The 19,739-nt window shown below is 71.3% G+C and carries 15 protein-coding genes; 6 read left to right on the top strand and 9 right to left on the bottom strand.

Annotated elements, in window-relative coordinates:
• Nucleotides 1-56 precede the first annotated feature (56 nt).
• The 4 genes from ACIREI_RS13725 to ACIREI_RS13710 form a co-directional block, all read right to left on the bottom strand.
• A complete protein-coding gene (locus tag ACIREI_RS13725) occupies nt 57-1,550 on the bottom strand; it encodes a protein kinase (RefSeq protein WP_403331992.1) in 1,494 nt (497 codons plus the stop codon).
• A gap of 38 nt (nt 1,551-1,588) precedes the next feature.
• Nucleotides 1,589-2,248, bottom strand: a complete 660-nt coding sequence (locus tag ACIREI_RS13720) for a hypothetical protein (RefSeq protein ID WP_403331707.1) — start codon at nt 2,246-2,248, stop codon at nt 1,589-1,591.
• A 240-nt stretch (nt 2,249-2,488) separates the two neighbouring features.
• A complete protein-coding gene (locus ACIREI_RS13715; protein WP_403331704.1) occupies nt 2,489-3,232 on the bottom strand; it encodes an N-acetyltransferase in 744 nt (247 codons plus the stop codon).
• A gap of 79 nt (nt 3,233-3,311) precedes the next feature.
• Nucleotides 3,312-4,079, bottom strand: coding sequence for an HNH endonuclease family protein (locus ACIREI_RS13710; RefSeq protein ID WP_403331989.1), 768 nt, complete (start codon nt 4,077-4,079; stop codon nt 3,312-3,314).
• 192 nt (nt 4,080-4,271) lie between these two features.
• Here ACIREI_RS13710 and ACIREI_RS13705 point away from each other — a divergent pair, with 192 nt between their 5' ends.
• A complete protein-coding gene (locus ACIREI_RS13705) occupies nt 4,272-4,454 on the top strand; it encodes an Rv0909 family putative TA system antitoxin (protein WP_403331701.1) in 183 nt (60 codons plus the stop codon).
• 298 nt (nt 4,455-4,752) lie between these two features.
• Here the strand turns inward: ACIREI_RS13705 and ACIREI_RS13700 are convergent, their stop codons facing one another.
• A complete protein-coding gene (locus ACIREI_RS13700) occupies nt 4,753-5,634 on the bottom strand; it encodes a hypothetical protein (protein WP_403331698.1) in 882 nt (293 codons plus the stop codon).
• Between the two features lie 118 nt (nt 5,635-5,752).
• On the opposite strand from ACIREI_RS13700, the gene ACIREI_RS13695 reads away from it, so the two are divergent.
• Together ACIREI_RS13695 and ACIREI_RS13690 are read left to right on the top strand one after the other, a co-directional pair.
• Nucleotides 5,753-6,385: a TetR/AcrR family transcriptional regulator gene (locus tag ACIREI_RS13695; protein ID WP_403331695.1), complete on the top strand. Its 633-nt coding sequence runs from the start codon at nt 5,753-5,755 to the stop codon at nt 6,383-6,385.
• Nucleotides 6,386-6,419: 34 nt separating this feature from the next.
• Complete coding sequence (locus ACIREI_RS13690; protein WP_403331692.1) at nt 6,420-6,893, top strand: SgcJ/EcaC family oxidoreductase; 474 nt, start codon at nt 6,420-6,422, stop codon at nt 6,891-6,893.
• 145 nt (nt 6,894-7,038) lie between these two features.
• Here the strand turns inward: ACIREI_RS13690 and mfd are convergent, their stop codons facing one another.
• A complete protein-coding gene (gene mfd / locus ACIREI_RS13685; RefSeq protein WP_403331689.1) occupies nt 7,039-10,569 on the bottom strand; it encodes a transcription-repair coupling factor in 3,531 nt (1,176 codons plus the stop codon).
• A 444-nt stretch (nt 10,570-11,013) separates the two neighbouring features.
• Between mfd and ACIREI_RS13680 the strand changes: the two genes are divergently transcribed.
• Nucleotides 11,014-12,486, top strand: coding sequence for a DUF2079 domain-containing protein (locus ACIREI_RS13680; protein WP_403331686.1), 1,473 nt, complete (start codon nt 11,014-11,016; stop codon nt 12,484-12,486).
• Between the two features lie 117 nt (nt 12,487-12,603).
• On the opposite strand, the gene ACIREI_RS13675 is transcribed toward ACIREI_RS13680, so the two are convergent.
• Together ACIREI_RS13675 and ACIREI_RS13670 are read right to left on the bottom strand one after the other, a co-directional pair.
• Nucleotides 12,604-15,183, bottom strand: a complete 2,580-nt coding sequence (locus ACIREI_RS13675) for an ABC transporter permease (RefSeq protein ID WP_403331683.1) — start codon at nt 15,181-15,183, stop codon at nt 12,604-12,606.
• Nucleotides 15,180-15,968, bottom strand: a complete 789-nt coding sequence (locus tag ACIREI_RS13670) for an ABC transporter ATP-binding protein (protein ID WP_403331680.1) — start codon at nt 15,966-15,968, stop codon at nt 15,180-15,182. Before ACIREI_RS13670 ends, ACIREI_RS13675 begins: the two co-directional genes overlap by 4 nt.
• 430 nt (nt 15,969-16,398) lie before the next feature.
• On the opposite strand from ACIREI_RS13670, the gene ACIREI_RS13665 reads away from it, so the two are divergent.
• Entirely contained in the window at nt 16,399-17,955 is a 1,557-nt protein-coding gene (locus ACIREI_RS13665) for an MFS transporter (protein WP_403331677.1), read from the top strand.
• Here ACIREI_RS13665 and ACIREI_RS13660 read toward each other — a convergent pair.
• Entirely contained in the window at nt 17,936-19,099 is a 1,164-nt protein-coding gene (locus ACIREI_RS13660) for an alpha/beta hydrolase family protein (RefSeq protein WP_403331674.1), read from the bottom strand. The genes ACIREI_RS13665 and ACIREI_RS13660 overlap by 20 nt on opposite strands.
• Nucleotides 19,100-19,201: 102 nt before the next feature.
• On the opposite strand from ACIREI_RS13660, the gene ACIREI_RS13655 reads away from it, so the two are divergent.
• Nucleotides 19,202-19,696 carry a GNAT family N-acetyltransferase gene (locus ACIREI_RS13655; RefSeq protein WP_403331671.1) on the top strand — a complete coding sequence of 165 codons (495 nt, stop codon included), beginning with the start codon at nt 19,202-19,204 and terminating at the stop codon, nt 19,694-19,696.
• Nucleotides 19,697-19,739: the final 43 nt, after the last annotated feature.

The following is a 19,739-nucleotide window of genomic DNA, read 5'->3' as shown; positions in this document are numbered from 1 at the left end:
ACGGCCCACGGTGATCGTGTCGCCGTTCCGGGTCTCCTGGCCGTTGACCAGGAGAATCAGCCGCGCACCTGCCCCAGCCACTGCAGCGTCCGCCGTACCTCCCCCGCGAGCGGGTGGCCGGGGCCGTGCAGGCGCTCCACGTCGAGCAGCAGGCGGGCCAGGGTGTCGTGGGCGGCCGGGCGGTCACCGACGGCGAGCAGGAGGTGGCCGATGCGGCGGCGGACGTCATGGGCGAGCTGGGGGTCGCCGGAGACGTACTGGTTCTCGTAGTACGGCAGCAGCGCGCGGTACTCGGCGAGCGCGGCCGCCGGTTCGCCGAGCTGTTCCAGGCAGTGGGCGGTGTCGTAGCGGAAGCGCAGGGACTGCGGGTCGGCCTGGCCGGCCTCGGCGGCGCGTTCGTCGGCGAGGCGGCGCAGTTCGGGCAGCGCGCGCCGGTACTGGCCGTCGTCCATGAGGGTGGCCGCGTACTGCTTGCGCAGGGTGCGCACGACCGGGGAGTGCTCGCCGTGCTGTTCGGCGGCGGCGGGCAGGATCGCGCCGAGGATGTCGACGGCCTGGGTGATACGGCCCTCGCCGAGGAGGCGCTTGACCTCGTCGACGGCGCGCGCGACGTCCGGCTTGTCGGTGGCGGGGGTGAGGGGTGTGGCGGGGGCGGGCTGGGGCGCGGGGGTGCGGGCGCGGTCCGGCCAGGGGGCGTGCGGGCGCAGGAAGGGGCGGGTGGGGTCGAGGGCCGATCCGGTGGGTGTCCCGCGCGCGGGCAGGAGCGGCTCCAGGCCCTCGTACACCTCCTGCGCGGAGGCGGGGCGGTGCTGCGGGTCCTTGGCGAGCAGGCGCAGGACCAGGGCTTCGAGTGCCTCGGGGACCTCGGGGCGGATACGGCGCACGGGCAGCGGCGGCTCGTACAGGTGCCGGTGCAGCACGCCGAGCGCCGTCGAGCCGGAGAACGGGACGTCGCCGCTGAGGAGTTCGTGCAGGAGTACGCCGAGTGCGTACAGGTCGGTGTACGGGCCGACCGCGCCGCCCATCGCCTGCTCGGGGGCCATGTAGGCGGGTGAGCCGATGGGGGTGCCGGTGTGGGTGAGGCGGGTGGTGTCGGCGTCCATGACGGAGGCGACGCCGAGGTCGAGGACGGTGACCGTGCCGTCCTGCTTCACCATCACGTTGCGCGGCTTGAGGTCGCGGTGGACGATCGGCACGGCGTGCACGGCGCTCAGTACGGCGCACAGTTGCGCGGCGACCGCGACCGCCCACTGCCAGGGGTACGGGGCGTGCTCGCCGAGGTGGTCGGAGAGGTCGGCGCCGTCGACGTACTGCATGACGAGGAACAGCTCCTCGCCCTCGCTGCCCGCGTCGTGCACGGTGACGAGCCCGGGGTGGTCGACCTGCGCGGTGACCCGGCACTCGCGCACGAACCGGCGGCGCAGCTCGTCCGCCTCCTGCCCGGCCACCTTGTCGGGGCGCAGCAGCTTCACCGCCACGCGCCGGTCGAGCCGCTGGTCGTACGCCGTCCAGACCTGTCCCATGCCGCCCTGTCCGATGAGCGTGGACAGTTCATAGCGGCCTGCGACGACACGTCCTGTCGCCACGGTCACCTTCCGCCCTCGTCGGTGCCGCTCTGCCTGCCGTCGTGCTGACGCAGGTAGTCACTGAGCTCGTCGAGCTCGGCACGCACCTGGTCGATGCGCGCGGGCGCGGGGCGCGGGGCCGGGGGCGGCGGTACCGGGGCGTGGGGGGCGGCGTCGCGAGGTTCCGGCGACGGGGGTGCCGGCGTCCGGGGTATGGGGGTGTGAGGTATCGGCGCCTGAGGTATCGGCGGTGTCTGGGGCACGGTCGTGGCGGTGTACGGCGACTGGGGCTGCGGGTAGCCGTAGGCCGGGGCCTGCTGGGCGGGGTGGCCGGGGAAGCGGAGCTGGTGGAAGTGGCGTATCTCCGCGGCGAGGTAGTAGGAGATCGAGGCGACGAGGCCGCCCAGGACGAGGGTGAAGCCCGTCCAGCCGCCCGCGGTGTGGATCTCCTCGCCGGGCTCGGAACCCATCAGGTAGAGGCCGAGGAACTCCACCACGATCGACGCCGCGAACAGGCACCAGTCGAGCGCCTTGCGGGTCACGATGGCCAGGCGCAGCATCATCGTCCACATCAGCATGCCGAAGCTGCACACGGAGATCACGACGAAGAACACGCGCAGGAAGACCAGCACCCCGGTGGGCGGCTGCTGCTTCACCGGCTGCGTGTAGCCGTGGCCTTGCATGACTGCTCCTGGTGCCTGAAGGGGGCGTACGGCGCCGACCGGCCCCGCCCGGTGCGGGGCGGGGCAACCTCGGTCGTGCGATGGTCGCTTCGAGCGTATAGGTCGACACCGACATACGGTCACCGGTTGTACCGAACCGTTGTAGGGCTGATCACTTCCTACGACGACGCAGGTCACGCGGAGGCCCGGCCTCCGGATCAAGACGCCCTGCCGCTCTCACCCCGGGAGTGCGCATGCGGTCTACAGCGGATGCCGCATCCACACGTTGGGCTCGACATACACCGCGTGGTCCCGCTCCGGCTCGCACCGCACCGGTGCCAGCGCGCCGGGCACCTCGATGTCGCCCGCGGTGTCGAAGGGCAGGCCGGTCCAGCGGCGCCACTGCTCCAGCGAGCCGGCGACGGTCATGGAGGCCGGGGCGATGGAGTCGATGGTGGCGCCGGCACGGGCGTGGACGCGCAGCCACGGGTCGTGGGGCAGGCCGTCGGGGCGTACGCGACGGGCGTACTCCTCGATGGGGGTGTGCGGTTCGAGGTACTTGGCGTTGGGGCGGACCGGGGCGACGACCTCACGGAAGCCGTGGGCGCGGGCGTTGTCGCGCATCGCGGAGAGCATCCGGGCGGACAGGCCGCCGCCCTGGGCGTGCGGGGCGATGACGACGGAGATGGCGCTGACCGTGTCCGGCGGGGTGCCGCGGCGCAGGTCGGCGAAGGCCCACACGAGCACCTCGTCCCAGCCCCGCGCGGGCAGCCGGCCGCGGCCTTCGGCGGCGAGGGCGAAGGGCACGCTGTAGGCGTGGGCGACGACCTCGCCCCGCTCGTCCTCGGCGAACTGCACGTACTGCGGGAGTTCGTGGGGAATCCGGCCGTAGTGGGCGTTGCCCACGAGGTCCTGGACCGTGAACTGCGGCCAGGTGTCCGCCATGTCGAGGACCCGCTGGAGCATCTCGGGGCGTTCGGCGAGGCTCGATATCTTCAACTCCATGCGCGTCACCGTAAGCGCGGCGCGGCTGCGGCGGACAGCCGTTTTCGACGCACCACTCGGCTCCCGGTCGCGCGCCGGGTCACCCGCCGCACTGCCGCAGCATCGTCTCCTTGTCGGCGGCCGTCACGGGAAGTTCGTACTTCAGCGACACCTGGGCGAAGCGCACCGCGTACGAGCAGCGGATCCGCTTGTTCGGGGGCAGCCAGGACGCGGGGCCGGAGTCGCCCTTGGAGCTGTTGGTGCGGCCGTCGACCGGTATGAGGTTGAGGGGGTCGTTGGCGATGTCCTGGCGTTTGCCCTTGGGCCAGCGGGAGGCGCCCATCTGCCAGTCGTACGACAGCGGCATGACGTGGTCGATCTGTACGGTCGTGGCGCGGGACTTGGCCCAGTCGATCGTCCGGCCGGTGTACGGGTCGTGCAGGGTCATGGAGGTCACGACGCAGTCCGAGCCGGAGCGGAAGCGGACGTCCTCGCCGTCGCGTTGCAGGAGGTCGTTGCGGGTGTCGCAGCCGTTGCGGGCGAACGGGATGCCGCCCGGGGCCGAGTCCATCCACGCGTAGCCGAACTCGTCGCGGTCGTAGCCGGTTTTCGGGCCGCGCCCCTTCGTCGCCACCTTCCCGATGAGGGCCCGCGCCTCGGCCCGGTCGGCGTCCGCGGTGAGGGGCGCGAGCCCCGGCTTGGTGCCGTCGGGGTTGTCCAGGGGGCTCACGGCGCGGCCGGAACCCGTAGCCGGGACGGAGCCGGTGGGCTCGCTGTCCACGGGTAGGTCGACGTTCTCGCACCCCGCCAGCACCAGCACCATGCCGAGCATCGCCGCGGCGCTCGCCGCCCCGCCCCTCAGACGCATCACTACGCGCCCCTCCCTTTGTCGCCCGCTCCGCCCCGCACAGGCGGTTTTTCCCTGGTACGCCGTCGGGCACACGGTAGCGACCCGGCGCACCGCGGCATCCAAGAGGTCCAGACCACAACGGGCTCAAGCGCGCATACCTCACAACTCGGGCGTATCGTCGATGTGAGTCACCCCTGGAAGGAGCTCTGGATGGGCATCTTCGACAGGTTCAAGAACCGCCACGCGCAGGACAAGGCCGGCAACATGTCCGACGCCGCGGAACGGAAGGCCAACGAGAAGACGGGCAACAAGTACGAGAGCCAGGTCGACGAGGCGCAGCAGCGGATGGAGCGCGAACTCGGCATGGACCGCGACAGGCCCGAGCAACCGTAAGGCCGGAGACCCACGGAGGCCACGAGCCCCGTCGAGCAGGGCGCCGACACGGGGACAGGCCCGCGAGGGTGCGTCCCCACCGCCTCCGCCGGCGCCCGTGTCACGGCCGGGCTTTCGCTGAACCACCTTGAGAACAGGGGCCGTCCGCGGAGGCCCACCTCCCGCGGGCGGCTTCGTGCTGTCGTTCAACGGCTACCGAGCATCAGCCGCTCGCGGCTGCCAACTGCGCGACGGCAGAGCGCAGTTCACATCGCTACCCCACCCCACCCCGCCTCGGCGCGGGATGGGCGAGGCCCGCTCAGACCTTTCCGATCCCCAGCGTGGTCTCCGACGGCAGCAGGCCGGAGGACAGCACCGCCACCCAGAACTCGCCGAGCAGTTCCACGAGGCGGTCGACCTCCTCGAGGGTCATGGCCCGCCAGGGTGCGGCGGCGAGCCGGTCGGTGTGTTCCTCGACGGTGCGGCGCAGTTCACGACCCGCATCCGTGGCCGTACCGTCGGCGTCGACCAGGCCTCGGGCGGTCAGGCGGTCGCGGGCGGCCGCCCATTCCCCGGGGCTCCAGCCTCGGCTCTCGAAGCGTTCGACGGATGCGGCGCCTATCGCGGCGAAGGACACGAGGGACTCGACGGGGTCGAGGCCGGCCACCAGCAGGGCCGCTATATGGCCGTCGCCGCGGTGTTCCCGCAGGAGGGTTGCCGCGTGCCAGAGCTGGAGGTGCGGTGGCTCCGGCCAGTCCAGGGCGGCGTTGGCCGCGGCGAGGGGACGGCCCGCGGTGTCGGCCGACTCGGCGGCGCGGCGGGCGAGGGCTGCGGCTTCCGCCAGCTCGGGACTGTCCGTCCGGTCGCCGAGGATCGCGCGGTAGGCCCGGTCGATCCCTCGCACCCTCACCTGCGTCAGTGCCTCGGGGCCGGCGATCTTCCAGGCAGGGTCGATGTGTTCGGCGACCATGCGGGGACTGAAGCTGTAGAAGGCGGACGCGACCCGTCCCGCACCGACCGCCCCCAACGGCGCGGCCCGGTACGGGAAGTAGCTCGGCCAGCGTTCCCCGGTGGCGTAGCCGAGCGCGGCCGCCTCCTCGAAGACCTCCGGCGCGTAGTACAGCACCGCATGCAAGGGCTCCAGGAGGTGCCAGAGCTGACGTACGCGACCGGATTCCAGACCGTCGTCGTGCTTCACCATGACGCGACTCCCCCAGTTCGATGGCGCGGGGTCCCCGAGGCCCGCAACTTGACACTGACAAGATTGCCCGGCGCGACCGCAACTTGTCAATGACTAGATTAGGCGTACGCTGCTGACCATGACCCCCGCACAGCAGCCGACGACCCCGAAGTCGTCGGCCGTCCAGAAGGCGTCCACCCGCCGCCCGTACCACCACGGCGACCTGCGCCGCGCCATCCTCACCGCGGCACTGGACGTCATCGCCGCCGACGGCCCGTCCGCGCTGAGCCTGCGCGACCTCGCCCGCCGTGCCGGTGTCTCGCACGCGGCGCCGGCGCATCACTTCAAGGACCGCACCGGACTGCTCACGGCGATCGCCGCCGAGGGCTTCGGGCTGCTCGCGGACACGCTCAACGCGGCAGCGGACCTGAAGGACGCGGGCGTTCGCTACGTCCGCTTCGCGCGCGAGCGCCCTGCCCACTTCCAGGTGATGTTCGCCCCCGACCTGCTACGCGCCGACGACCTCGAACTGACCACGGCCCGCGCCCTCGCCGGCGACGCACTCCGCGGCGCCGTCTCCGCCGTACGGCCCGAGAGCCTCGGCATCGACGCCCGCCTGGCCGGCGTCGCGGCCTGGTCCCTGGCCCACGGCTTCGCCACACTGCTCCTCAGTCACAACCTCGACGGACCGGTCGGCGACAAGGATCCCGGGGAGGTGTTCCGGGCGCTGGCGGCCATGCTGTTCCGGAGGGAGTCCGAGGAAAATGCTTGACCTCAAGTCCACTTGAGATACCAGAGTGATCGGCATGACCACCGAAACCGCAGCCGACGAGACCACGGCAATCACAGCAGACAAGGCCACCGAAACCGCGCCGACCAGGGCCGCCAGTAAGGCCGACCTGGAGGCCATCGCACAGGTCGTGGCCACCGTCGAACGCACCCAGCGCGCCAAGGACCCCGAAGGCTTCCTCGCCCTCTTCCACCCCGACGCCCTCTGGACCACCGCCCACGGCAAGGTCCTCATCGGCTTCGACGCCATCGCGAAGTTCACCCGCGCCGTACTGCCCACCGCCACGTGGGACGGCGAGGTCACCTATGAGGTGGCGCACACGCAGTTCCTGCGGCCGGACGTGGCGGCCGTGAAGGTCCGGCAGGTCTACCACTCGCCGAAGGGCGACACGGAGGGCGCGCCGCTGTACGTCATGACCAGGCAGGACGACGGCAGGTGGTTGTTGCACGCCTGCCAGAACACGGAAGTGCGGGTCGACTCGGGCGCGTAGGGGATGTCGCGGCCTGGGCAGGGGCGCGATGCCCGGGATTGACGGCCGCGACGAGGACGCTCACCTCGTCGCGAACCGCCAACGTGTCGTATCTCCCGGCGACCGCCGGGCAGGGCCCCAGACCGGTTCAGGGTCCCAGACCGGTTCAGGACCCCAGAATCGACGCCAGGAACTCACCGACCCAGCCGAGCAACTCCCGCCCGACAAGCGGCTTCCCGCCCACCTTCGCGGTCTTCGGGCGCGGCACCAGCACCTGGTGCACGGCCGGCTTGATGACGGTGCCCGGATACAGGCGCTTGAGCCTGAGCTCCTGCGATTCCCGCAACTCCACCGGCGCGAAGCGGATGTTGTTGCCCTGCAGGACGATCTCGCCGACGCCGCACGCGCGTGCCAGCATCCGCAGGCCGGCCACCAGCAGGAGGTTCTCGACCGGCTCCGGCAACTTGCCGTAGCGGTCGACGAGTTCCTCGCGTACGGCCTTGATGTCCTCCTCCGTGTTGGCGGAGGCGATGGAACGGTAGGCCTGCAACCGGAGCCGCTCGCCGGGCGCGTAGTCGTGGGGGACGTGCGCGTCGACGGGAAGCTCGATCTTGACCTCCAGCGGCGGCTCCTCCTCGACACCGCCCTCCAGGGACGCCCGGTAGTCCGCGACCGCCTCGCCGACCATACGGACGTACAGATCGAAGCCCACGCCCGCGATGTGGCCGGACTGCTCGCCGCCCAGCAGATTGCCCGCGCCGCGGATCTCCAGGTCCTTCATCGCCACGTACATGCCCGCGCCCATCTCGGTGTGCTGGGCGATGGTGGCGAGACGCTCGTGGGCCGTTTCCGTCAGCGGCTTCTCCGGCGGATACAGGAAGTACGCGTATCCGCGCTCGCGCCCGCGTCCCACCCGGCCCCGCAGCTGGTGCAGCTGGGACAGGCCGAAGTTGTCGCCGCGCTCCACGATCAGGGTGTTGGCGTTGGAGATGTCGATGCCGGACTCGACGATCGTGGTGGAGACCAGGACGTCGAACTTCTTCTCCCAGAAGTCGACGACCACCTGCTCAAGGCTCTGCTCGGACATCTGGCCGTGGGCCGTCGCGATGCGTGCCTCCGGGACGATCTCGCGCAGCCGGGCGGCCGCCCGGTCGATCGACTCGACCCGGTTGTGGATGTAGAAGACCTGGCCCTCGCGCAGCAGTTCACGGCGGATCGCGGCGCCGATCTGCTTCTCCTCGTAGGGGCCGACGAAGGTCAGGACCGGGTGGCGCTCCTCGGGCGGGGTCGTGATCGTCGACATCTCGCGGATGCCGGTGACGGCCATCTCCAGCGTTCTGGGGATCGGGGTCGCGGACATCGTCAGGACGTCGACGTTGGCGCGCAGCTTCTTCAGCTGTTCCTTGTGCTCGACGCCGAAGCGCTGCTCCTCGTCGACGATGACCAGGCCCAGGTCCTTGAACTTGGTCTCCGACGAGAACAGCCGGTGGGTGCCGATGACGATGTCCACCGAGCCGTCCTTCAGGCCCTCCAGGGTCGCCTTCGCCTCGGTGTCGGTCTGGAAGCGGGACAGGGCCCGGGTGTTCACCGGGAACTGCGAGTAACGCTCGGAGAACGTCCCGAAGTGCTGCTGCACCAGCAGGGTCGTGGGGACGAGTACGGCCACCTGCTTGCCGTCCTGGACCGCCTTGAAGGCGGCCCGTACCGCGATCTCCGTCTTGCCGTAGCCGACGTCGCCACAGATCAGGCGGTCCATCGGGACCGACTTCTCCATGTCCTCCTTGACCTCGGCGATGGTCGTCAGCTGGTCGGGGGTCTCCGCGTACGGGAAGGCGTCCTCCAGCTCCCGCTGCCAGGGGGTGTCCGAGCCGAAGGCGTGGCCGGGCGCCGCCATGCGCGCGCTGTACAGCTTGATCAGGTCGGCCGCGATCTCCTTGACGGCCTTCTTGGCCCGCGCCTTGGTCTTCGTCCAGTCCGCGCCGCCCAGGCGGTGCAGGGTGGGCGCCTCGCCACCGACGTACTTGGTGATCTGCTCCAGCTGGTCGGTGGGGATGTACAGGCGGTCGCCGGGCTGGCCGCGCTTGGCGGGGGCGTACTCCACGACGAGGTACTCGCGCGTGGCGCCCTGCACGGTGCGCTGCACCATCTCGATGTAGCGGCCGACGCCGTGCTGCTCGTGGACGATGTAGTCGCCCGTCTCCAGGGTGAGCGGGTCGATGGTCTTGCGGCGGCGGGCCGGCATGCGGGCGCCGTCCTTGCCGGCCGCCTTCTGCCCGGACAGGTCGGTCTCGGTCAGGACGGCCAGCTTGAGTACGGGGTCCACGAAGCCGTAGTCGATCGAACCGCAGGCGACATGGACGATCGAGGGGGAGATCTCCCCCAGGTCCGTCTCCAGGCGGGCCGCCACGCCCTCGCCGCCGAGCACCTCGACCGTGCGCGCGGCCGGGCCGTGGGCCTCCGTCACGAAGACGGTGCGCCAGCCGTCGGCGAGCCAGCCCTTGGTGTCGGCGAGGGCCTTCGCGGTGTCACCGCGGTACGACTCGGGCGCGTGCATGCCGAGCTTGAGGGTATCCGCGTCGAGCGTCTCGTCGGCCGCGAACGGCGACACCGACCACCACATCATGTCCAGCTCGCGCGCCCGGTCCCGGACGTCCGCGATGGACCACAGGGAGGCCGCGCCGACGTCGATGGGCGCCTCGCCGCCGCCGGCCGTGGCGGCCCAGGAGGCCTGCAGGAACTCCTGCGAGGTGGCCACGAGGTCGGCGGCACGCGTGCGTACCCGTTCGGGGTCGCATACGACGGCCATGGCGCCCTTGGGGAGGACGTCGAGGAGGAGCTCCATGTCGTCGACGAGGACGGGGGCGAGGGACTCCATGCCCTCGACGGCGATGCCCTCGGCGATCTTGCCGAGGAGTTCGCCGAGCTCGGGGTGCGCTTCGGCGAGGGCACGCGCGCGTGCGCGTACGTCGTCGGTGAGGAGGAGCTCGCGGCAGGGCGGGGCCCACAGGCCGTGCTCGGCGACTTCGAGGGAGCGCTGGTCGGCGACCTTGAAGTAGCGGATCTCCTCGACGTCGTCGCCCCAGAACTCGATGCGCAGGGGGTGCTCTTCGGTGGGCGGGAAGACGTCCAGGATGCCGCCTCGTACGGCGAACTCACCGCGCTTCTCGACGAGCTCCACGCGCGCGTACGCGGCGGCGGCGAGGGCTTCGACGATCTCGTTCAGATCGGCGGACTGCCCCGTGCGCAGGGCCACCGGTTCCAGGTCGCCCAGGCCCTTGACCTGCGGCTGGAGGACCGAGCGGACGGGTGCCACGACGATGGAGACCGGGCCCGTCTCGGGGTCGTCGGGACGGGGGTGGGCGAGGCGGCGCAGGACCGCGAGGCGGCGGCCGACGGTGTCGCTGCGGGGGCTGAGGCGCTCGTGCGGGAGGGTCTCCCAGGACGGGTACTCCACGACGCCCTCCGGGGGGAGGAGGGAGCGCAGGGCCGCCGCCAGGTCCTCGGCCTCCCTGCCCGTCGCCGTCACCGCGAGGAGCGGGCGGTCGGTCTCGCGGGCGAGGGCCGCGATCGCGAACGGGCGGGCCGCCGGCGGGCCGACCAGGTCGACGTGCATGCGGTTGCCGTCTGCGGCCGCCGTGATCGCTTCGGCGAGGGCGGTGTCCTTGACTACGGCGTCGAGCAGACCGTGCAGGCTCATTCGGGGGCGCTTTCGTCCGGGGTGGGGAACACGAAGGGCCCGACGCGTGTGACGGGCCGGGGGCCTCCAGCGTACGTCGCTGGGCGGGCGGGTGCCGGGCCTGTGGATAACGTCCGTTCTCTGGTGGCCGGCGGGGCTGTGGGGCTCGGGCTTTTCGCCCCCGCCGCCCCTACCCGTCCCATCCTGAAGGGGGCTCCGCCCCTTCGACCCCGCTGGGGCTGCCGCCCCAGACGCCGCTTCGGCCCTGAACGAGCCTCGTCCTCAAACGCCGGACGGGCTGGGATGCCTGGGCCGGCCTCAAGAGGTGAAGCCCCTACGGGTGGGTGGGGGCTAGGGGTGGCGCGGTCTCGTCCTCAAACGCCGGGCAGGCTGAAATGCCCGGACCAGCGCCGGAAAGTGCGGGGGGCCACAGGCCCCGAACCCCGTACCGCGTAAGGTCCCCCCATGCCCACCCGCGCCACCTCCGCGACGCCGCACACGTCCTCGGACCCCCACATACCGGCGCCCGCCGGGCGTCCCGAGGGGGACGCCCGGTCCGATCCCGGGCGGCGGGATCCCTGGCTGCTCGCCGCCGCGCTCTTCGTCGGGTATGCGATCGTCTCCGTCGGCCGTTACCGGCATCTGGGGCAGCGGTCGTGGGATCTCGGGATCTTCGAGCAGGTCATCCGGTCGTACGCGCATCTTCAGGCGCCGATAGCCGACCTCAAGGGGCCCGGGTTCAACATCCTGGGCGATCACTTCAGCCCGGTGACGGCCCTGCTCGCGCCGTTCTACCGGGTGTTCCCCACCCCGGTCACCCTGCTCGTCGCGCAGGCTGCGCTGTTCGCCCTGTCCGCCGTGCCCGTCACGCGGGCCGCGGCCCGGCTGCTGGGGCGGTCGCGTGGGCTTGCGATCGGGGTGGCGTACGGGCTGTCGTGGGGGCTCCAGCAGGCCGTCGACTTCGACTTCCACGAGATCTGCTTCGCCGTACCGATCATCGCCTTCAGCCTCGAAGCGCTGCTCGCACGGCGTTGGCGGGCAGCGCTGCTCTGGGCGATCGCACTCGTCGTGGTTAAGGAGGACCTGGGGTTCACCCTGACGGCCATCGCGCTGGTCGTCGCCTGGCGGGCCCGCCAGGACTCGCCGCGCGCGTCCCGGTACGCGGTCGGCGTCGCCGTCTTCGGTGTGGTGGCCGTCGCGGTCACCCTCCTGCTGGTCATACCGAGCTTCAACTCCGCCGGCACCTACGACTACTGGAACAAGGTGAGCGAGTCACCGGGCGGCGGAGGGCCCTTCGACGGCCTCGACACCAAGCTCCGTACGCTCTGCTGGCTCCTCATACCCACCACCGGGCTGCTCGCCCTGCGGTCCCCGATCCTGCTCGTCGCCCTGCCCACCATCGGCTGGCGTTTCGTCTCCTCCTACCCGCAGTACTGGGGGACGGACTGGCACTACAACGCCGTCCTGATGCCCATCGTCGTGCTCGCGCTCGTCGACGCCCTCGACACCTCCCGGCACAGCACGCGCGCGTGGCTGCGGTCGTACGTCCATCACCTGCCCGCCGCCGTCGCGGCCGCCTCGCTCGCGCTGACCACCTCGCTGCCGCTCGCCGCGGTGACCGAGAGCGAGATCTACCGCAAGCCCGCGCGCGTGACGGCCGTCGAGCGGCTCCTCGCCCAGGTGCCCGACAACGCCTCCGTCGAGGCGAACATCGCTCCGATCAGCCGGCTCACCTCGCGCTGCCGGGTCTTCTGGGTCAGCACCACGCGCGGTATCAACCCCGACTTCATCGCCCTCGACAACTCGCGCAAGCGCTACAGCGACGTCGAGGCGTACGCCAAGGCGCTCCATCCCGACGCCCGGTACACCGTGAAGGGCACCGCCTACGGGGTCGTACTGCTGGAGCGGCAGAGCGGACCGGGGCGGAGCGGGCCATGACCGTGGGCCCGGTCCGGAGGGTGAACCTCCGGACCGGGCCCGTCTCCCCCGCAACCCCCGTGTGCGGTGGCTCTGCGGTTGGTTCTTCGGTCGCTATTTTGTTGGCTCTTGCGTCGGCTATTCCGTCGCGATCGCGTTCAGTACGTTCATCCGGCCCGCCCTGAACGCCGGCACCAGGGCCGCGAACAGGCCCACGAAGGCCGAGCCGATGAAGACCCCGATGATCGTCGGCCACGGGATGTCGAGGACGTTCAGGCCCTCCAGAGCCAGCAGCTTCTGCGCGGTCGCGCCCCAGCCCATCCCGAGTCCGAGGCCCAGCAGGGCGCCGAACAGGGCGATCACCACCGACTCCATGCGGATCATGCGGCGCAGCTGGCGGCGGGAGAGGCCGATGGCACGCATCAGGCCGATCTCGCGGGTGCGTTCCACCACCGACAGGGCCAGGGTGTTCACCACGCCCAGGACCGCCACGATGATCGCCAGGGCGAGCAGGCCGTAGACCATGTTCAGGAGCTGGCCCATCTGGTCCTTGAGCTCCTGCTTGTAGTCGGTCTGGTCGCGGACCGGGTACTGCGGGTAGTCGTGCAGCGACTTCTTCAGGGCCGCGTACGCAGCCTCCTCCTGGCCGTCCTTCGCCTTGCCGAGCAGCATCTCGGTCTGCGGGATCCGGTCGGCGGGGAGGTACTTCTCCAGCGTCTCGATGCTGATGTAGCGCGCGCCCTGGTCGAAGGAGGTGTCGTCGTCCGTGATGGCCGCGACCTTCAGCTTCGCGGTCCTGCCGCCCTCGAAGGCGACGGTCATGGTGTCGCCGACGTGCACGCCGTGCTCGGTGGCGTAGTCGGAGCCGACCGACATGGCGTCCTTGCCGTAGGCGGCGGACAGGGTGCCCTCCGTGGTCGTACGGCGAAGGTCCTCGGCGTACGTCGGGTCGGCGGCGGTGAGACCGCTGTCGTCGGTCTTGCCGTCCGGTGAGGTCAGTGTGGCGTCGACCGCCTTGGAGCGGCTGACGTGCTCCAGGTGGGGCGTGCGCTGCATCGCCTTCTCGGCGTTCGGCACGATCTCCTGCTGCCCGCTCAGGACGATGAAGTCCGCGCCCACCGACTTGTCGAGCTCACTCGTCGCCGAGGCGACGAGCGAGGAGCCGACCACCGACAGGCAGGCCACCAGGGCGAGGCCGATCATCAGGGCGGCGCCCGTGGCTCCGGTACGGCGCGGGTTGCGCAGGGCGTTGCGCTCGGCCATGCGGCCCACGGGTCCGAAGGCGCGCAGCAGCACCGCGCTGATCACCCGGACCACCCCGCCGGCCAGCAGCGGGCCGATGACCACGAAGCCGATCAGGGTCAGCACCACGCCGCCGCCCAGCATCAGCGCACCGTCGCTCGCCTTGTCGGCCGTGGCGGCCGTGTAGAGGGCGAAGGCGCCCGCGCCCGTCAGGACCAGCCCGATCAGGCCGCGCACCCAGCCGGCCTTGCCGTCGGCCGGCGTACCGGCGTCGCGCAGGGCGGCCATCGGGGAGACCTTGCCGGCGCGGCGGGCCGGGAGGTAGGCGGCGAGGACGGTGACCACGACGCCCAGGAGCAGGCCGACCAGCGGGGTCGTCGCCTTCACCGTCAGGTCGGCGGTGGACAGGTTCATGCCGGCCATCGACATGAGCTTCATCAGGCCGATCGCGATGCCGACACCGGCCCCCACCCCGAGCACGGATCCGACGAAGCCCAGCAGCAGCGCCTCGACCAGCACGGACCGGTTGACCTGTCGGCGCGAGGAGCCGATCGCCCGCATGAGGCCGATCTCGCGGGTGCGCTGGGCGACCAGCATGGAGAAGGTGTTGATGATCAGGAAGATGCCGACCAGGAACGCGATCCCGGCGAAGCCGAGCATGGCGTACTTCATGACGTTCATGAACTCGCCGACGTCCTTGCGGTTCTCGTCGGCGTTCTCCTTGGCCGTCTGGATCTTGTACGCGCCGGACGTGCCGTTCAGGGCCTCGGCGACGTTCCGCTTGAGCTGCGCGTCGCTGACGCCGTCCGCCGCGGTGACGGAGACCTGCGTGAAGCGGCCGGTGGCGCCGAGCAGGGTGCGCTGGGCGGTGGCGGTGTCGAAGTACACGACCGCCGCACCGGGGTTGGTGACCTTCCAGGAGGCGATTCCGACGATCCGCGCGCGGATGTCGCCGGTGGCGGCGATGGTGCGCAGCTCGTCGCCGAGCTTGAGGTCGTGCTTGTCGGCGGTGTCCGCGTCGACCATGACCTCGGTGGGCCCGCGCGGGGCGTGCCCGGAGGTGATCTCCATGGACCTCAGGTCGCCCGCCGTCCAGTTGCCGGCGAAGGTGGGCGCGCCCGTGCTGGAACCCATGTTCTTGTTCTCGGAGTTGACGACGGTCACGCTCGTCGAGGCGACCGCGCCCTCCGCCTTCTTCACGCCGTCGACGGCGGCGACCTGCTCGACGGTGGAGGCGGGCAGCGAGCTGGGCCGGCCGGTTCCGCCGCCGTCGTCCTCGTCCTTGGCGTCCTTGGGGCTGACGGTGACGTCGGAGGAGGTGACGGCGAAGAGCTTGTCGAAGGTGGTGTTCATCGTGTCGGTGAACACCAGCGTCCCGCACACGAAGGCGACGGACAGGAGCACCGCCACGGCCGACAGGGCCATGCGCCCCTTGTGCGCGAAGAAGTTGCGCAGGGAGGTCTTCAGGACGGTCATGACGTACGTCCCCGGGCGTCGAAGTCCTTCATGCGGTCCAGGACGGCGTCGGCGGTCGGCTTGTACATCTCGTCGACGATGCGTCCGTCGGCGAGGTACAGCACGCGGTCCGCGTACGAGGCGGCGACGGGGTCGTGCGTGACCATCACGATGGTCTGCCCGAGCTCGTCGACGGACCTGCGCAGGAAGCCGAGCACCTCGGCACCGGCGCGCGAGTCGAGGTTTCCGGTCGGCTCGTCACCGAAGATGATCTCGGGCCGGGCGGCCAGGGCGCGGGCGACGGCGACGCGCTGCTGCTGGCCGCCGGAGAGCTGGGTGGGCCGGTGCTTGAGCCGGTCGGACAGTCCCACGGTGTCGACCACGCGCCCGAGCCACTGCCGGTCCGGCTTACGGCCCGCTATGTCCATGGGCAGCGTGATGTTCTCCAGGGCGTTGAGCGTCGGCAGCAGGTTGAACGCCTGGAAGATGAAGCCGATCCGGTCCCGGCGCAGCTGGGTGAGCTTCTTGTCCTTCAGCCCGGTGATCTCGGTCTCGTCGAGATAGATCTTGCCGCCGGTGACGGTGTCGAGCCCGGCGAGGCAGTGCATCAGGGTGGACTTGCCGGACCCCGAGGGACCCATGATCGCGGTGAACTGCCCACGCGCGATGTCCACGTCGACATGGTCGAGGGCGACGACACGGGTCTCCCCCGACCCGTACGCCTTGACGACCTGCCGCGCCCGCGCGGCAACGGCCGTACGCCCTCCAGTGCCCCCGTGCCTGGGAATGGTCACAGCCGATGTCACGGTATGTCTCCTAAGTCGGTCAGCAGGTGAGTCACGAAGTCCGCTACGGCGGTCGGTCATCGCTACGCCGGTCGGCAATTCGGTACGACGCTCAGTCTCGTGGCGGGAACGGGTCCGGCGCGCTGGTGCCCGGCCCCGTCTTGTGCGGGGGAAAACCCCACCCCCGCCGGTTCGGTCAGCCGCCCCCCAGCGGCGTAAAGCCAGATTAAGGACGGCCCCCGTGGCGTCTCGTCCTCCGGCGGTACCAACCCTCCCCGAGACCTTGTACGGAGGTACCCCTAGGGGCTGTCCACCCTTCGGGGGAGCGCGCCTCGGGGTCGTCTCCGCCCTCGGACGCATCCAGGCTCCACCCTCCCGCGACGTCAGGGTCAAGTGGGAAGCTGTTCGGCGGCAGATAGGTGCAAGGGGAATGTATGAGGAGAGGAACCCGGTGGGCGGTACGAGACCCGCGATACGCGACACCGCACAGCGCACCGGAAGCGACAGACGCGGGGCCGTGGTCGCGGCCCTGATGCTCGCGATGGCGCTGGCCGCGCTCGACGCCACCATCGTCTCCACGGCCGTACCGCAGATCGTCGGCGACCTCGGCGGCTTCTCGGTCTTCTCCTGGCTGTTCTCCGGATATCTGCTGGCCGTGACGGTGACCCTCCCGGTCTACGGCAAGCTCTCCGACACCTTCGGCCGCAAGCCGGTGCTGATCGCGGGCGCGGCGCTGTTCCTGCTGGGGTCGCTGCTGTGCGCGGTGGCCTGGAACATGGCGTCGCTGATCGCGTTCCGGATCGTGCAGGGACTGGGCGGCGGGGCGCTTCAAGGCACGGTCCAGACACTGGCCGCCGACCTGTACCCGCTGGAGGAACGCCCGAAGATCCAGTCCAAGCTGTCCACGGTGTGGGCGGTGTCGGCGGTGGCCGGCCCGGGGGTGGGCGGGGTCCTGGCGGCGTACGCGGACTGGCGCTGGATCTTCCTGATCAACCTGCCGATCGGGGCGGTGGCGTTGTGGCTGATCGCGCGTCACCTGCACGAGCCGGCCCGCGAGACGACGGGTACGCGCGCGCGTGTCGACTGGGCGGGCGCGTTGGCGGTGTTCGCGTGCGGGGGCGTGCTGCTGACGGCGCTGGTGCAGGGCGGCGTGGCGTGGCCGTGGCTGTCGGGGCCGTCGATCGCCTTGTTCGGTACGGGACTTGCGCTGGCGGCGGTCGTCGTGTGGGTGGAGCGCCGGGCGACCGAGCCGATCATCCCGGGCTGGGTGTGGCGGCGCCGGACGATCGCGGCGGTGAACCTGGCGCTGGGCGCGCTGGGGTTGCTGATGGTGGCGCCGACGGTGTTCCTGCCCACCTACGCCCAGTCGGTCCTCGGCCTGGCCCCGGTGGCGGCCGGATTCGTGCTGTCGGTCTGGACGTTGAGCTGGCCGGTGTCGGCGGCGTTCAGTCAGCACGTGTACCGCAGGATCGGCTTCCGGAACACGGCGATGCTGGGGATCGGATCGGCGTCGCTGATCCTGCTGGCGTTCCCGTTCCTGCCGTATCCCGGCCAGGCCTGGCAGCCGACGCTGCTGATGCTGGTGCTGGGGGCGGCGCTGGGCCTGTTCCAACTGCCGCTGATCGTGGGCGTGCAGTCGACGGTCGGGTGGTCGGAGCGGGGTACGACGACGGCGTCCGTCCTCTTCTGCCGGCAGACGGGCCAGACGGTGGGCGCGGCCCTCTTCGGCGCGGTGGCGAACGGGGTACTGGCGTCGCGGCTGGGCGGTGCGAGCGACCTGGACTCGGTGACGCGGGCGCTGGATTCCGGCGGCACGGCGCCGGAGGCCACCAGGCGGGCCATCGCGGACGCGGTGCACGCCGTGTACCTGGGGGCGTCGTGCGCGGCGGCGGTGGCCTTCCTGGTGCTGTTGCTGCTGGCGCCGAGGAGGTTCCCGGTGCTCGGGGAATCCCTTGAGGAGTCCCCGGAGGAATCCCTCGTGGAACCCGTCAGGGAAGACGGACGCTGACCTCGGGGTTGGCCGGCGACGGCCCGTCGAGCAGCGGCTGCGCAACGCCCTTCAGGTGCAGGTCGAAGAAGGCGGCGACGTACACGCGCGTGAGGGCCTGCGAACGCTCGTAGGCAAGCGGGGCGGTGTCCGGGATGCCGGCCAGTTCCGCGAGGAGCGGTACGTCGGTGAAGGAGCCGTGGTCGGCTCCGGCGACGGTCAGCCACCGCTTCCAGCCGTCCAGGTGGGGCCAGCCCTGGACCCACTTCTCGTCCGTGTGCCTGTCCTTCGTCCCGAACATCAGGAAGGGGCGGCCGTCGAGCCCGTCGTCCGGGACGGGCGCGAAGAAGGTGCCGTCCATGTTCACACCGGCCCGCACGCGCGCGTCGGCGGCCATCGTCGTGGCGGCGGCGTTGCCGCCGATGGAGTGCCCGGCCATGCCGATCCGCTTCGTGTCGATCACGCGCGCGTACCGCCACGCGGGGTGCCGCCCGGTCAGCCGGTCGAGCGCGAAGGAGACGTCCTCGGCCCGGCTCTCGGCGACGGCCGCCATCCCGCCCTGGGGAGGCTTGTCGCAGATGGCGCAGGGCAGGGTCCGCCCGTCGGGGAGGGTCGTGCCGGCGTTCTCGTACGGGTGGTCGACCAGCGCGACGACGTATCCGCGACTGGCGAGGTCCTCGGCGAGGCCGGTGAGCGTGGCGCGCGGGAAGGTGAAGCCGGGTGAGAGGACGACCAGCGGGAACTTGCCGTGCGCCGGGCGCGCGTCGGGGTGCGCCCAGGTGCGGACGCCGCCGATCACCTCGGGCGGGACGGTGACGTCCGGGGCGCGCAGCTGAATGAGGAGGCGGGCCTCCTCGGTGGTCATGTACGGGGCGGTCGGGCCCTCGGTTCCGGGCCGTGCGGGGTAGTACATCGACAGCATCAACTGCCGCGGGCCGGCGGACGGCACCCAGGGGTCGGGACGGTCGCCGTCGATGAGGTGGACGGTGCCGCGCCCCACGGGATGGGGGCCGGTGGGGCGGGGCAGTTGGGCCGACCCGACGCTGGAAGAAGGGTTCGCGGGGGCGGCGGAGGCGGGCCCCGCGGTGACGATCGGCAGGGTCAGGGCCGGTCCGAGCGCGAGCACCGCGGACGCCGCGAACGCTAAGAAGCGTGATCTGTTCATGCGGAGGACGCTAGGCCGCGGGCCCGTGACCCTGCGTCACCCTGGAGTCCCCTGTCCGGCACACCGCCTGGTACCACAGACGTACGGATCTACCCTGGCCCCATGCTGACCCTGGAGCGCCTACGCGCCGACCACGCTGACGCCGTGCTGGCCTTCGAGCGGGAGAACCGCGCGTACTTCGCCCGGTCGGTCCCGGACCGCGGGGACGCCTACTTCACCCCTGCCGGGTTCGCCGCCAGGCACGAGGCGCTGCTGGCCGAACAGGACGCCGGGATCTGCCACTTCCACGTCGTGCTGGACGCCGACGGGCACCTCGTCGGACGGGTCAACCTGGTCGACGTCGAGGACGGTTCCGCCGAACTCGGCTACCGCGTCGGCGAACTCGCGGCGGGCAAGGGCGTCGCCACGGCCGCGGTGGCACAGCTGTGCCGGGTGGCGGGTACGGCGTACGGGCTGGCGTCCCTGGTCGCCGTCACCCACCTGGACAACCTCGCCTCCCGGGCCGTCCTGGAGCGGAACTCCTTCACTGTCGTGGAGGACGCCCTTGTGGACGGCCGGCCCGGGGTCCGGTACCGCCGTTCGCGTCTGGGGCACTGACGGTCCGCGTCGGCGCCGGGGGCCTGGCCGGCGGATCTCGCCG

Source organism: Streptomyces sp. NPDC093591 (assembly GCF_044764885.1).
In the GTDB taxonomy this organism is placed as follows: domain Bacteria; phylum Actinomycetota; class Actinomycetes; order Streptomycetales; family Streptomycetaceae; genus Streptomyces.
This window is presented reverse-complemented; position numbering and strand designations above follow the sequence as displayed.

Excerpts from the sequence above, each read along its gene's own strand:
- ACIREI_RS13720 (WP_403331707.1), bottom strand. The coding sequence starts at position 2,248 with ATGCAAGGCCACGGCTACACGCAGCCGGTGAAGCAGCAGCCGCCCACC.
- ACIREI_RS13715 (WP_403331704.1), bottom strand. The coding sequence starts at position 3,232 with ATGGAGTTGAAGATATCGAGCCTCGCCGAACGCCCCGAGATGCTCCAG.
- ACIREI_RS13710 (WP_403331989.1), bottom strand. The coding sequence starts at position 4,079 with ATGCGTCTGAGGGGCGGGGCGGCGAGCGCCGCGGCGATGCTCGGCATG.
- ACIREI_RS13705 (WP_403331701.1), top strand. The coding sequence starts at position 4,272 with ATGGGCATCTTCGACAGGTTCAAGAACCGCCACGCGCAGGACAAGGCC.
- ACIREI_RS13700 (WP_403331698.1), bottom strand. The coding sequence starts at position 5,634 with ATGGTGAAGCACGACGACGGTCTGGAATCCGGTCGCGTACGTCAGCTC.
- ACIREI_RS13695 (WP_403331695.1), top strand. The coding sequence starts at position 5,753 with ATGACCCCCGCACAGCAGCCGACGACCCCGAAGTCGTCGGCCGTCCAG.
- ACIREI_RS13690 (WP_403331692.1), top strand. The coding sequence starts at position 6,420 with ATGACCACCGAAACCGCAGCCGACGAGACCACGGCAATCACAGCAGAC.
- mfd (WP_403331689.1), bottom strand. The coding sequence starts at position 10,569 with ATGAGCCTGCACGGTCTGCTCGACGCCGTAGTCAAGGACACCGCCCTC.
- ACIREI_RS13680 (WP_403331686.1), top strand. The coding sequence starts at position 11,014 with ATGCCCACCCGCGCCACCTCCGCGACGCCGCACACGTCCTCGGACCCC.
- ACIREI_RS13675 (WP_403331683.1), bottom strand. The coding sequence starts at position 15,183 with ATGACCGTCCTGAAGACCTCCCTGCGCAACTTCTTCGCGCACAAGGGG.
- ACIREI_RS13660 (WP_403331674.1), bottom strand. The coding sequence starts at position 19,099 with ATGAACAGATCACGCTTCTTAGCGTTCGCGGCGTCCGCGGTGCTCGCG.
- ACIREI_RS13655 (WP_403331671.1), top strand. The coding sequence starts at position 19,202 with ATGCTGACCCTGGAGCGCCTACGCGCCGACCACGCTGACGCCGTGCTG.